Origin of the sequence: Streptomyces sp. Ru72 (assembly GCF_002920635.1) — a bacterium.
GTDB lineage: Bacteria > Actinomycetota > Actinomycetes > Streptomycetales > Streptomycetaceae > Streptomyces.
The window spans coordinates 73,487-86,703 of record NZ_PQSR01000003.1 but is presented as its reverse complement, the minus strand read 5'-3'; the positions used below and the strand labels follow the sequence as shown (position 1 = coordinate 86,703).

The following is a 13,217-nucleotide window of genomic DNA, read 5'->3' as shown; positions in this document are numbered from 1 at the left end:
AGACCCATATCTCACTTTCACCAAACGGGACATTGGGCGCGAAGCGGGTCGTGAACTTCCGCCACGGAACGGGCAGTTCAGGACGAGTCGCGGGCCGGGGCGGCGTCGAGCGCAAGGCTCTGACCGGGAAGGATGAGGTTCGGGTCGGCACCGACCGTCTGCTTGTTCGCCTCGTACAGCGCCGTCCATCCGCCGCTGAGGTCAAGGGAGTCGGCGATGGACGACAGATTGTCCCCGGGGCGGACGGTGTACGAGCCGTCGACGGCGTCGCGCGCACCCGTGGCGCCACGCGAGGCGTGCCGACCGGACGCGTCCGACGTACGGCCGTCCGCGGCACTCTCGTCGGCACTGTCGCCGCGATGACGGCCGGCACTCGAGGCCGCGGCCGAACCCGCCCCGGTCGAGGCATTGTTCTGTGCGGAATTGTCCGACTCAGAGCTCTTCGTCGTGGCTGTCGGCGCACCACCGGACCCCTGTGCGGGCTTGGCGGTGCCGGCGGTCGACGCCCGGGACGAGGGCGAGGACGAGGAGGGTGAAGCGGACGAAGAGGATGAAGAAGGCGACGGAGCGGTCGACGCGGATGATCCGGACGAGTCGGACAGACCGGAGTCAAGGCCGGACCCGAGACCGGAGTCGAGACCGGAGTCGAGGCCGGAATCGGAGGAAGATCCGCCGCCTGACCGCGAGTCCCCGGCCACACCGGTGTCGACGTCGGCGGAGCCGGAGTCCTTGCTCAGACCGTTCAACAGGCCGCAGGCCCCCCAGACCCCGACACCCCGGGCCGCCAGGACCTTCTCGGCGACGGCGATCTGCTGCGAGCGGCTCGCCTGGTCAGGGCTCGGCGCGTAGTCGAGACCGCCGTACTTGTCCCAGTCGTCCTGCGTCAACTGCAACCCGCCGTAGCGGCCGTTGCCGGTGTCCGCGCTCCATGAGCCGCCGCTGACGCACTCCGCGACCTGGTCCCAGGTGGTGCCGGTGGCCGCGCTCGCGCCGGTGGCGCCGAGCAGCGGGATCGCGATCGCTGATCCGGTCACCCCTGCCGCGACGAGGAGGGCCGGAGCCTGACGGGGGCGACGGTGACGACCGTTCCCGGAGAGCATGCGGTTGCCTTTCACACGACAGCATCGACCGACGCGACGGCCGTGGCGTGCGAACCGCCGCGTTGCTGCGTGAACGTATCGGCACTAGATCGCTTGTCACAAGTTAATGCAGCGCAGATCACGTGAAGATCACAGAGGTGAGATCCTGTCACCTTCTTGTGACCATCGTCGTGTTCGCCCTGTCATGTCCGGATGCCGACGGGAGCTTCGTGCCCTTTCTCCGGTACCGGTGTGAACGCCACGGGCAGCGTGCGCAGGCCCCGCATGATGAGTCCGCCGCGCCGGCGCAGGTCGGACGGGTCGACCGCGAGCCGCAGGTCCGGCAGGCGGGTCAGGAGCGTGGCGAGCGCCGTCTGTCCCTCCAGGCGTGCCAGGGGCGCGCCCAGGCAGTAGTGGATGCCGTGCCCGTACCCGAGGTGCTGGTTGTCGCGGCGGGAGAGGTCCAGGACGTCCGGGTCGGCGAACCGCGCCGGGTCCCGGTCCGCGGCGGCCAGGACCACCAGGACGGGGTCGCCGGGGGCGATGTCCTGCCCGCCGATGGTCAGCGGCCGCGTGGCGAACCGCCAGGTGGCCAGCTCCACCGGCCCGTCGTAGCGCAGCAGCTCCTCGACGCCGGTCTCGAGCAGGTCGCGTTCCCCCGCGGCGAGCGACCGCTGCAGACGGGCCCGCTGCCCGGGGTGCTGGAGGAGCGCGAACGTGCCGTTCCCGATGAGGTTGACGGTGGTCTCGAACCCGGCGAAGAGCAGGATGAAGGCCATCGCGGCGGCCTCGTTCTCGGTGAGGTGCTCGCCGTGGTCGGAGGCGCGGATGAGCCCGGAGATGAGGTCCTCACCGGGGCCGGGCTCGGCGGGGAGCGCCAGGCGCTTGCGGTGGATGAGGTCGGCGAGGTAGCCGCGCATCTTCTTCACCGACCGCGCGACACCGCCTCGTGGTCCTCCCCCGTGCCGGATCATCATCCCGGCCCAGTCCCGGAAGTCGTCCTGGTCCTCCCGCGGGACGCCGAGCATGTCGCAGATGGCGTAGATGGGGAGCGGGAAGGCGAACTCGTGGATGAGGTCGGCCTCTCCTGCGCCCGCGAACCGGTCGATGAGATGGTCGGTGAGTTCCTGGACCCGCGGCGCGAACTCCGCTACGCGCCGGGGCGTGAAGGCCTTGGAGACGAGCCGGCGCAGCCGGGTGTGGTCCGGCGGGTCGATGTTGAGCAGATGCGTCATCAGCTCGGCCTTGCGCTCGCCGGGGATGCCGGTCTTGCCCTTGGCGTGCGCGGGCTCGTCGTGATGCGCCGGGTTCTTGCTCAGCCGCTGGTCGGCGAGGGCCTGCTTGGCATCCGCGTACCGGGTGACCAGCCAGGCCTCGACACCGCTCGGCAGCCTCGTCCGGTGGACGGGGGCGTGCTCGCGGAGCCAGGCGTAGGCGGGGTACGGGTCGGCGGCGAACTCCCAGGAGAACAGTTCGGGAGCGGGAGAGGCGGTCTGGCCGTTCACTGCTCCGAGCCCCCGCTCTCCACCTCCCGGATCGCGTCCCGGTACGCGCGTGCCGCCGCGCGCAGGGCCGCCTCCGGGTCCACGCCCTCCGCCTCCGCGCGTGCGGCCAGCGCCAGCAGCTCGTATCCGATGCCGTCGCCCTGCGGCAGCGGGACATCGAGGCCAGCCGTGCGGACGCGGGAGTGCAGCTTCGCGGCGAGGGCGAGGCCCGGCTGGCCGAGCGGGATGCCCTCCGTCACCGACGTGCGCCGCTTCTCGACCGCTTTGGTACGCAGCCAGTGCTCCTTCACCTCCTCCGGCGTCGTCGCGGTCTCGTCCCCGAACACGTGCGGGTGGCGGTGGATGAGCTTGGCGACGATGCCGCCCGCCACGTCGTCGATGGAGAAAGGCGCGTCCGGGTGCTCCTCGGCGATCCGGGCGTGGAAGACGACCTGGAGCAGGACGTCGCCCAGCTCCTCGCGCAGCTCCTCGCGGTCGCCCGCCTCGATGGCCTCGACCAGTTCGTACGCCTCCTCGATGCCGTACTTGGCCAGGCCCAGGTGCGTCTGCCGGGACGACCAGGGACACTCGGCGCGAATGCGGTCCATGACCTGCACCAGGTCCAGGAGACGGGCGCCCGGGAGGTCGTACGACGCGGGCAGCAGCTCCAGCTCCGGCATGTGGACGCGGCCCGATCCGGCGAGGCGCGCCAGGCCGTCCGTCAGCGCGGGCTCGCCCTCGCCCGTGGCGACGACGACCACCGTGCGGCCGCCGGCGCAGGCGTCGACCAGCTCCTGTGCGCTCGGGGCGGCCTCCTCGACCGCTATGCCCGCCTCGCGCAGATAGGGCAGCTGCGGGTGCGCGCCGTCCGCGCACAGGACCCGGTCGGCGGCGTGCAGCGCCTGCCAGGCGGGCCAGGACAGGAGACCGGGCGCGACCCGGTGGCTGGTGGTGAGCAGGACGATCCGGCCGGGCTCGGCGGTCGCCTCCGGTCCCGGGGCCGCTTCGAAGCTGGTTGCGTTCACCCTCCGAACGTAACGCACGCCACGGACGGCCCCCGGAGTCGTCCACAGGCATGGACCATCGTCCCCGGAGTCGTCCACAGGCCCGGAGCCCACGGCCCCGGCCCCGAACGGCCCGGCTACGCCGTCTGCTGCGCAGCCGCCGCCGTGACCTCCTTGACCCACGGGGTGTTCGCGTCGGCCCGGCTGCTCTTCTGCACGTCCCAGGTGCCGTAGCGGGGGTTCAGGTCGACGTGCAGCTCCCGCGACGCCTGCGACATGGCCTTCCAGAACCCGGCCTTGCCCTCGGTCGTGCTCATGTCGGCGCCGAGCGCGGCGGCCAGCTTCTGCGCCTCGACCTCCGTGCGGAGGCTGTCGTCGAGGCGCTGGGGGGCCACCCCGTACTGCTGCAGCCACACGGTCTGCAGCGCCTTCGCGCCGCCCGCCTGCGCCTGAAGGTCCGCCCGCATCTGTTCGACGTCCCTGGCGGTGACGCTCACGCCCGCGTTCTTCGCGGCACGGTCCAGAACCCGGTCCAGGACCAGACTGTGCAGGGTGTCGCGGGTGAGGCTGCTGGTCTGGGCGACCGCCTGCTGGTACTGGGCGTCGTCCGTGGCGGCGGCTCGCTGGGCCGCGCGCACCTCGTCCACCCGGCTCTGCAGCTGCGCGACCGTGATCCGCTCACCTCCGACGACGGCCGCGGCACCCGGGTGCGCGGTGCCGCCGCACGCGGTGAGGAGAGGGGCAGCGACCAGGGCGGCGCTGAGGGCGATCGCGGGGCGACGGCGGTGCAAAATGACCTCCCGATGGGGATTGTGCGACGGTGCACAAGGTCCTGCGGTGATCGATGGTAAGGAGCGGACCGGCTCCGGCCAACCCATTCGACCAACGATTCACCCGCACTTCGGGCACCGCACGCCCCTGCTGAGCCCCCGTCCGGCCGCTCAGGCCCGCCCGTCCACCGCTCGCTCGACCGCCCCGGCCACGTCGGCACGCAGCGTGTCGCCGGTGTCGAGCCTGGTCACATTGGCACCGGCGCTCTCGCCGCCCCCGGCACCGACGAGCACGAAGCGGACCTTCCGGTACTGCGGTGCCGTCTGCGCGGCGGCGGAGACCTCCGGCCGGCCGACGGCGAGCACGACGTCGCAGGAACGCTGCAGCAGACTGTTGAGGAACGGACGGGCGTTGGCGGCGCTCTGCTCCCCGGTCACCGGCGCGTAGCTCACGCGCGCGTGCGTCTTGAGGGAGGCGTCCTGCATGCCCTGCCAGACCTCGGCGGCGGTGGTGCCCGCCGTGATCCCCTTGTCGTCGGTGAGCAGGCAGGCGTCGACGTCGTCGTAGTGCCTCGCCCGGGTGTCCGGGATCGGCGGCCGGTCGTCGTGCCCGAGGATCAGCGTGCCGGCCACGACCACGGCGGCGACGACGGCGAGCGAGCCCGCCGCCAGCGCGATGGTGCGTCCGCGGAGCGAGCGCAGCCAGGTGACGACGGCGCGCCCCACCGCGGCGGGCCGCCCTCCGGGTCCCTGCCCCGCCTTCGCCGGGCGCGCCTGGGTCACCTGCCTGACCTGCTTGGCCACCGCTTTCCCCTGCCGTACTCGTCTCTGTTCTCCCGCCGTACGTCCGCCTCAGCGGCCGGCGGCCCGCCCCGGCCAGACCTTCCAGGCGTGGATCGAGGCGCCTGCCATCGACAGCAGGATCAGCAGCACGTCCAGCGCGAACAGCGGCCCGTGCGTCGTGTCCGGCGTCAGCTCCAGTTCGGCGACCCACGCCGCGAGGACCGCGCTGAACGCCACGAAGGCCCACCAGTCCGTCGCCCTGCGCCGGCGCAGGGCGAGCACGAGGGACGGCAGGGGGCACAGCAGCCCCAGGCTGACGACGGGCAGCGCGGCGAAGCCCGCCCGCACGGCGAACAGCCGGACCGCCGGTATGGCGACGACCTTCATGTATCGCTCCTCGTGTCGTGGCTCGGCAGCCGGGTCAGCCGGTGATGGCGACGGGCGCGTCCCAGGCGTCACGGTCCACGGTGATCGTGTAGCCGTTGCGCGTCTCCTTGCTGTTCACCATGTACTGGTGAGCGCGGCTGTGGTTGGTGTACTGGGTGGAGCCCCACGGCCAGTCCGTGGTGGTCGTGTACTGCTTGTCCCACAGCGCGTACCAGAGGTTGCCCGGCAGGTCGGTCTTGTTGCTCGCGGTGGCGATGGCCTTGGCGCTGGAGCTGCTGAAACCGTAGTACCCCGCGCGGTAGATCTTGGCGCGCAGCTGCTTGTCGAAGGCGCGGACGTACGTCAGCACGGCGTTGTTGCACGACGTGTTGGTGATGTCGTACGGCTCCATGTCGAGGTAGATGGGGCTGCCGGCCTTCATGCCCAGCGCGGACGCCTTGGCCACCGCATCGTTCGCGTCGCTCGTCCCGAGGGTGGCGGCGGTGGTGGCGGTGAGCTTCTCCGGGTTGGAGCCGCTCTGGCAGGGCGGCTGGGCGCCCACGTAGATCGGGATGAGCTTCCAGCCCATCGAGCTGACGGACTTCACCCAGGACGCGGTGAGGTTGGGCTGGCTGCAACCGCGGTTCTTGCCGCCGACGTAGACGGCGGCGGCCCCGTAGAAACCGGTGTTCCATGCCTTCATCGCGGCCGCCGAGGGCGCGGTGCAGGTGTCGAAGGCGTGTCCGGTGTACGTCTTCTGGGCGGGCCAGGTCGTGGCCGCCATCGACGTCTGCGCCGCGATCCCGGCACCCGCGACGACGGCGGCACCGGCCACCGACCACGTGACGTACCTGAACTTCTTCGACTGCCGATGGCCGGCCATCCCCACCCCAATTCACGACAGGCGGACGCGTGCGGCGTCCGCCGGAAAGTCTGCTGAGCCCCTGAAGCGACGCGGGTCCGGCACGACGACGTCTGTACGGATTCGCAGGCAAACGTCCGCAGGCACATGGGACTTGAGCGTCCGAAGCGGATCGCACCGTAACCGACGGCATCCTTCCGCTTGGAAAACGGACGCCCTCGATCGCCACAAGATTATCTCAGGGAACGGCAAAACCTCCGGCTGCGGGGAACGGGGCCGCGGCCGTCCGCGTCACCCCGGCCGATTTGGTGATCACTTGGGCAGGCGCAGAACCCTGCGTGACCTGTCCATGACCTGCCGCGCGTAGGGTCCGGTCGGCGTGGCGCCCCGCAGAGGGGCCCTTTGCCGTTTCCCGAACGCTTCATTCCTCCCGAGAGGACCTCATGCGTACCCGGTCGCGTGCCGTCAAGGCACTCACTCTCACCGCTCTTCCCCTGGCCCTGGCCCTCACGGCCTGCGGTTCCGGCTCGTCCGGCTCCGCCGATGCCGCAGCGAAGCCCCACGCCTCGGCACCGGCGTCCAAGGACCCGAACGCCGGTCTTCTGACGGGTACACAGCTGAAGAAGGTCCTGGCTCCGGCTTCGCTGTTCCCGGCGGGGTTCGCACCCGTCCCGCAGGGCGCCTCGGACAGCGGCGGCCGGTTCGTCACCCCGAGCGACGCGAGCACGGCCAAGCCCGATTGCACCAAGCTGGAGACCACGGCCTGGATGACCGTCACCGGCGGCACCGGAGGGGCGTCGTTCGCGAACGACGACTACGTGGACAAGGGCAAGACCGCGGAGATAGCCCAGGAGGTCGACGAGTTCCCTGGGGCGACGGCGGCGGCCGCGATGAAGGACGTGCGGGCCGTCACGGCCACGTGCCCGACGTTCACCGACACGGACGCGCACGCCACGGTGAAGGTCTCGGGCCGGTCCACGCCCGGGCTCGGCGACGAGGCGTACACCATCACGCTGACCAGCGGCGCCTGGGACAACGGCACCACGCTGGTCGCGGCCCGGGAGGGCACCGCCGTGGCCACCGTGATGTCCACGGCGGGCAGCGACAACGGCGCCGCCACCGCGGAGAAGATCGCGCGGCGGATCGTGGAGTCCTTGAAGAAGACTGCGAAGAACCCCGCCTGAGACGCGGTTCATCCTTCGGGCCCGGATCCGCGCGGGACCCGCTGCTCTACCCTTGCCCCCTGCGCTCTCCCCCTTTCTGCGGCGGAGAGCCGGGGGTCGAGGGTTGGGGGGCAGATGGAAGGACGGCTGGAGGCCGGCTGGTTCCAGCGGATCGCCTGGGCGGTCCTGGTGTGGGGATCGCTGGGTCTGCTGGTGTGGGTACCGTTCCTGTACGCGGCGATCCGCCGTAGGCTCCGTCGGACTGGGGCGCGTTCGGGTCGTTCGTGCTCTACGAGTGCGTGACCCTGCCGTGGGGGGCGGCGCGGGGGGAAGGGGCCGGTGACCCCGTCCTCGGCGCGGTCGTGATGCTGAGCCTGCTGACGGCTACGGGCCTCCTGCTGTTCGCCCTGTTCGACAAGCGGACACCGCAGCGGGCGACGGTGCACGGGGCGATGCCTGTGCCTCCACCGCCGCAGCCGAACCCGTACATGCGGTAGTCCGGCGTCGTACGGCCCGAACGGGCACCGTACCGGCGGCGCCCCGCAGTGCCCCTCACGCCCTCCGCGTCCGCCGCAGGATCCGTACGGCGGGCCAGGCCAGCAGGGCGGTGAGGCCCCACATGAACCCCGCGAGCCCGAGCCAGGCTCCGGTGCTGGTCTGCGGGTCGTGGCCGAAGACCGTGACCGCGAGGGCCAGGAAGCCGAACAGGCCGGCGAGGAGGGCGAACACGACCACCGCCGCCGTCTGCCGCCCGGTGCGCCGGGCGGGGGCGGGCCGCTGCTCGCCGTCGCCCGGCACTGTCCCGTTCCCTTGGGCCGCCGCGGCCGGTCGCGGCTTCGGCTGCTGCTGCCGGGGCGGCAGCCACACCACCGCGGACTGCGGTACGGCGGCGTCGAGGGCGGCCATGGTGTGCGCGTCGACGCCGTACAGGCCCGGCTCCACCTCCAGGACCAGACCGTCGGTCCCGATGAGCTGACGGCCGCCGTCGGGCCAGCTCAGCATCGCGGCGCAGGCGCGATAGGCCACGGTGACCGCGTTCTCCGTCCCGTCCTTGGCGCGCACGGTCATGCTGACGCCCTCGTCCCCGAACACCAGCGCCGACCCGTCACCGCCCACCGAGGCGAACCGCCGTCCGGTCACCGCGTACGTCGAACGCGTGGGGGCCGCCGTGTACCCGGCCCAGTCCGCGCTGTGCCCGGCGGGCACCTGCATCAGGGCCGTCCCGGACGCCTCCAGGGCGACCGCGTGCAGGTGCTCCGGCGTCACCGCCCACAGTTCGGAGCGCAGTTCGTCGAGGCCGCGCACCGACCGCCCGACGAGCAGGTCCTCCGCGGCCCCCGGCAGCCTCCGTGCGGCCGCCTCGGGCACGGTCAGCGCCCCGTCGGCCCGGGAGCGCACCGCCTCCAGGTCGCCCTGCCCGATCCTGCCCACCTGCAGCCCGGCGAGGACGTCGACGAAGCCGCCGAGCACCGCGTCCTGCTTGGCGGGCAGGGCGTCCGCGAAGGCGGTCACGAGGGCGAAACCGTCGCGGCGCGAGGCGTAGTCGGTGGCCGCCGTGTAGGAGTAGCCGCCCTCCTGCCGCAGGGCGCGGGACAGTTCACGTTCGAGGACACCCGCGTACACCCGGGCAGCGGTGGTGTCGGTGACGACGGCGTCCAGCAGGACGCCGCCCTTGCCGTCGGAGAAGTAGGCGGGGCCGGCGGGCAGTGCGGAGGTGACGGCGGGCAGGGGGCGCCGCGGACCGGCGGGCAGCTTGAGGGTCAGCCCCGCCGGCAGCCGCTCACCGGCGATCCACAGCGCGGCGTTGCCCTGGGTGAACCAGGCGTGCACCCACTCCCGTACGTCGTCCGGGCGCAGGCTGCGCACCCCCCACTCCGGGTAGCTGACCAGGCCGTACCCCTGGGCACCGTACCGCCACAGCGGCAGCTGGCCGACATCGCGCCGGGACTCCTCGGTGCGCAGGATCTCCTTCTCGGTCTCCAGGCGCTCCATGGGCAGGTCGGTGAGCGACGCGCACACGCCCTGGAGGTAGGCGACGACCTCGTGCTCGGCGCCCTCCACGTGGAAGTGGGTGAAGGCGGCCTTGGTCGCACCGTTGAAGTGGTAGTCGGCCAGGCCCTGGCGGTGCAGGGCGAGGTGCTCCACCAGGTGGGTGACACCGGTCCGGGCCAGCGTCTCGTCGGCGACACCGACCCGGAAGACGAGTCCGGCGCGCATCGGCCCGGTGGCGTACGCGAAGAGAGTGGGTATGCCGTCCACCTCGGTGGCGTGGATGGCGGCCTGGGGGTTCATCTGGTGCCTCTGTTCGGCGTGTTCGTCGGGGTCATCCGGGTCATCCTCTGGCGAGCGCGGCGTCGCGGTGCTTGATGTAGGCCGCGGTGGCGTCGCGGCCCAGGTCGGCCCAGGGGTACTCGGAGGCGAGGTTGCCGAGTACGCGGAAGCAGGCGGCGGCCCGGGGCAGGTCCCCCGTGAGGGAGAAGAGGGCGGCGAAGCAGCCGGCGACGGTGACCCAGCCGTAGCCGCGGTGGAAGTGCGGGTGGAGCACGGACCGCTCGGCGGCTTCGACGAGTTCGGTGCGTACAACGTCCTGCCGCAGGTACTCCTCGCGCTCGTTGCCCTTCAGGGCGAGCCAGTGCTCCATGTGCGCCTCGGCCACCATGCCGCCGTTCATGGCCCCGTCGGGCGCGCTGACGAGGCATTCCCGTGCGAAGCCGTGGACCGCCTCCCAGCTCCCACTCCACTTGGGGCACAGCTGCTGGAGCAGTCGGCCCTGCGCGGTGAGGTGGTGCGGGTGGTGGGCGGCCAGCCGGTCGTACCGGCGCCGCGCCTCGTTCTGCCCGAGTTGCAGCCCCATGGCCGTGGTGAGGCGTGAGGCCCAGGCCGCGTCGAAGAACGGGTCGAGCGCGGTGGCCCGGATCAGATGCTGCTCGGCCTGCCGCAGATGCGCGTGCAGTCCGGCGAACTGCTCGCGGCTGACCCGCTTGGCGGGCGCGGCCGTCCGGATCTCCCAGCCGATCTTCACCTCACGGCTGCCGAGGACGGTGAGCGCGAGCACGTCGTCGGGCGCGGCGGCGAGGATGTCGCGCATCCACTCCTCGACGCCCTTCACGTCCGCCAGGACACCGACGGCGAAGCTGCGGTCCGTGCCCTGCGGCAGCCCGTACAGGTACTGCCGTACGGCTGCCCAGTCCCACGCGCCGGCGGCCTGCCGCAGCCAGGCGGCCTCCGGGAAGGCGGAGGCGACCTCGAAGTCGGGGGGTGGGAGGGATGGGGCGGAGGGATGCGACATGGCCGGATACTAAGCGAGACCTGTGACAACGGGACTCGCCGGGGATGTCCGTCCGAGCAGGCAGGAACATGACCGCGTTTTGATCAATCCGCTGCTCATCGGTCATCTCCTGTCAACCGAGCCTCCATACCATCCGCCCGTCCTGAGAATCTGTCCGCGCGTCCTCTTACCGCGCCCTCGCTCTTTGGGTGCGAACAGGTGGAGACGACGACCCTGGCGGGCGCCGGCCCGGTGCCGGTCGGTCCGCAAGCAGGCGCTGACCACGCCCCACCACTCGCCCTCAGTACCAGGCGAGGCCATGCCCGGCCGTGGTGCACAGCGGCTGTGCGGGTGGAGAGTCGACTCCACAACTGCGACACATATCCCAGATGTGTCGCAGTTCAGCCGGTACACCACCTCTCGAGGCGACCGCCGCGGGAACATCCGGTACCGCAGCCAAATTTGCCGCCGGCCACAGTCCCACCCAACTGACCACACCACCTGGAGACGCCAGGAGCCCCCACCACGAACCGCGGGTGGGGGCTCCTGGCGTCCGCTGCAGTCAGCGTTGCCGTCAAGCGCCACGACAACACTTCGGGCAGGAGCATCGGTGCGGCTTTTCTCGAGTGCCGCGAGGACTACGGCCGCTCGATCACCCGTAGTTGCCCTGCGTGTTCGCCCTTCGCTTCCAGAACAGAGAATCCAGAGAACTCCAGGATTGACGCCACTGCTTGCCGCATTACGGTTTCAGCGTGCCGCTTCACCTTTACACGCTCATCGTCCCGAAGCTTGGCGGGCTCCAGGCTGGTGAAGTGACGATAAAGGTCCGCGTGCACCCGCCAACCAACGAAAACCTCCAACGGACCTTCTCCCGCATCATCCACTTCGACGTAAGCGCCGACACTGAGAGAAGGGTCAGCAGTGGCGGAGATCCCGATGCCGGCTTGCGCGAGTGTGCTCTTTACTTTCTCGGCGAACACCTCGAGCAGCAGGGTCCTGGGTGCGCTGAATTCGGAATCCTGCACCTACGCTCCCTAAGGTCACCTAACACCAGCAGCACGCATGATCATGCCTCTCAGGCGTATCTTGCCCTGGTCTTGACCGGTCCTCGATGAACCTGTCCGGGTCGGCCTTGATCGCCCCTTTGCGTTTTGAGAACTGCTTTACAGGTTGATCTTCACCGTCGGCCAACAGGCTGCCCTGCCGCCACCGCCCGCTTGCCGGAGCGCAGGATGGCCAGGGCGCGGGCGCGGTCGTACGCGGCCACGGGGTTCGGGTGGTACGTCCAGGGCTCGGCGCCCACGAACGGTTCCAGGAGCCGGAAGTGGTCCAGGGCCTCGCTGCCCTTCCCGGCCAAGGTCAGGGCCGCGGCGAGGCGGTGGCGGACCAGGGGTGCGCGCGGGTCGCCGGCGGGGGCGGCGGCCAGCGCGGCACGGACGGCGTCCAGCTCGGACCTGGTGTGGCGGCCGGCGAGCGGCACCGGGCCCGGGCCCTGCAGGGCGCGCTCGAAGGCGGCCTCCAGCGGCAGCACCGACAGGAGTGACTGCGGTGGGGCCGAAGCTGCGGCCTCCTGCGCGAAGCGGTTCGCCAGACGGTCCGAGCCGCACCACTTGGCGCACCAGTACTGGAGGGCGCTGAGGTGGCCGTAGAAGTGGTGGGGGGCGCGGGCCGTCAGCTCGCCCCACAGGCGGCGGAACTCCTCGTGCGGCAGGGCGAGTCCCCGGGCCGCGGTGACCATCGTGACCCAGGGCGACGGGTCGTCCGGCGCGAGCGTGGCAGCGGCCTGGGCGGCGTGCAGGGAGGCCGGCAGCATCTGCTGGAACCGGGTCATCCGCTCGGCGGGGGTGTCCTTGGCCCAGCCCTCGCCGCGGGCGTCCCAGGCACGGTAGAGCAACGCCTCCGCGTACACGGCCGCCGCGTCGGGGTCGTCGGGTCGCTCCGCCCGCCAGTCGCTCAGCCACCGCTCGTCCTGGGCGGCGGCGGAGGCGAGCGCCGAGAGCCGGTGCCAGCGCAGGTCCCAGTCCTGGCCCGCCGCGGCAAGGAGGGCGGCACCCGGTCGCCAGTCCCCCGCTCGAACCGCCCGCACGGCGTCGGCCACCTCCGGCTCGGGCGGCCCGCCCCGCGTAGGGTCCAACTCCTCACGCGACAGCAGCACGTAGGCGGCGATGTGGATCCCGGCCGTGCCCTTGCGGTTGGCGCGGGCCAGCCGGGCTGTGCTCCAGGCGGCCCAGATCAGCACGGGGACGCCCAGGGCGGTGAGGATGTACTGGAGCATGAGGGGCATGGGTCTGCGTGCTTTCGGATCGGCGTGCGAACGGATGACGTGTCTGATCATCCACCGTTTCCCCGGCCCGTTCCCCCGGTGGTCGGTGGCCGGAGACGCATTTCAGTGACCCAGCCCGTCTTGGCCCCAAAAGGGCAGCCGTATCGAAAAGCGA

General features: G+C 71.5%; 13 protein-coding genes. 2 read left to right on the top strand and 11 right to left on the bottom strand.

The features are described from left to right. Window positions 1–77: 77 nt before the first annotated feature. The 7 genes from C3488_RS02535 to C3488_RS02505 form a co-directional block, all read right to left on the bottom strand. Window positions 78–1,100, bottom strand: coding sequence for a transglycosylase family protein (locus C3488_RS02535; protein ID WP_103837630.1), 1,023 nt, complete (start codon window positions 1,098–1,100; stop codon window positions 78–80). Between the two features lie 182 nt (window positions 1,101–1,282). Then, window positions 1,283–2,584, bottom strand: coding sequence for a cytochrome P450 (locus C3488_RS02530; RefSeq protein ID WP_103837629.1), 1,302 nt, complete (start codon window positions 2,582–2,584; stop codon window positions 1,283–1,285). Beyond that, window positions 2,581–3,588 (bottom strand): nucleoside triphosphate pyrophosphohydrolase, encoded by a 1,008-nt coding sequence (locus C3488_RS02525; RefSeq protein WP_103837628.1) that lies wholly within the window; start codon window positions 3,586–3,588, stop codon window positions 2,581–2,583. Before C3488_RS02525 ends, C3488_RS02530 begins: the two co-directional genes overlap by 4 nt. A gap of 116 nt (window positions 3,589–3,704) precedes the next feature. Continuing rightward, window positions 3,705–4,358 (bottom strand): SurA N-terminal domain-containing protein, encoded by a 654-nt coding sequence (locus C3488_RS02520; RefSeq protein ID WP_103837627.1) that lies wholly within the window; start codon window positions 4,356–4,358, stop codon window positions 3,705–3,707. A 150-nt stretch (window positions 4,359–4,508) separates the two neighbouring features. Then, window positions 4,509–5,141, bottom strand: coding sequence for a hypothetical protein (locus C3488_RS02515; protein WP_103837626.1), 633 nt, complete (start codon window positions 5,139–5,141; stop codon window positions 4,509–4,511). A gap of 48 nt (window positions 5,142–5,189) precedes the next feature. Then, window positions 5,190–5,507 (bottom strand): hypothetical protein, encoded by a 318-nt coding sequence (locus C3488_RS02510; protein WP_181138851.1) that lies wholly within the window; start codon window positions 5,505–5,507, stop codon window positions 5,190–5,192. 34 nt (window positions 5,508–5,541) lie between these two features. Continuing rightward, complete coding sequence (locus C3488_RS02505; RefSeq protein WP_103837625.1) at window positions 5,542–6,369, bottom strand: glycoside hydrolase domain-containing protein; 828 nt, start codon at window positions 6,367–6,369, stop codon at window positions 5,542–5,544. 422 nt (window positions 6,370–6,791) lie between these two features. On the opposite strand from C3488_RS02505, the gene C3488_RS02500 reads away from it, so the two are divergent. Then, window positions 6,792–7,532 (top strand): hypothetical protein, encoded by a 741-nt coding sequence (locus C3488_RS02500; protein ID WP_103837624.1) that lies wholly within the window; start codon window positions 6,792–6,794, stop codon window positions 7,530–7,532. Window positions 7,533–7,810: 278 nt separating this feature from the next. Beyond that, complete coding sequence (locus tag C3488_RS41235) at window positions 7,811–8,008, top strand: hypothetical protein (RefSeq protein WP_258053257.1); 198 nt, start codon at window positions 7,811–7,813, stop codon at window positions 8,006–8,008. Between the two features lie 55 nt (window positions 8,009–8,063). Here C3488_RS41235 and C3488_RS02490 read toward each other — a convergent pair whose 3' ends face one another. From C3488_RS02490 to C3488_RS02475, 4 genes are all read right to left on the bottom strand, one after another. Beyond that, window positions 8,064–9,803 (bottom strand): insulinase family protein, encoded by a 1,740-nt coding sequence (locus C3488_RS02490; protein ID WP_103837623.1) that lies wholly within the window; start codon window positions 9,801–9,803, stop codon window positions 8,064–8,066. A gap of 40 nt (window positions 9,804–9,843) precedes the next feature. Then, window positions 9,844–10,800 (bottom strand): hypothetical protein, encoded by a 957-nt coding sequence (locus tag C3488_RS02485; protein WP_103837622.1) that lies wholly within the window; start codon window positions 10,798–10,800, stop codon window positions 9,844–9,846. 617 nt (window positions 10,801–11,417) lie between these two features. Further along, on the bottom strand, window positions 11,418–11,804 hold the full coding sequence (locus tag C3488_RS02480; protein ID WP_103837621.1) for a hypothetical protein: 387 nt from the start codon (window positions 11,802–11,804) through the stop codon (window positions 11,418–11,420). A gap of 152 nt (window positions 11,805–11,956) precedes the next feature. Further along, on the bottom strand, window positions 11,957–13,063 hold the full coding sequence (locus tag C3488_RS02475) for a hypothetical protein (RefSeq protein ID WP_146067824.1): 1,107 nt from the start codon (window positions 13,061–13,063) through the stop codon (window positions 11,957–11,959). Window positions 13,064–13,217: the final 154 nt, after the last annotated feature.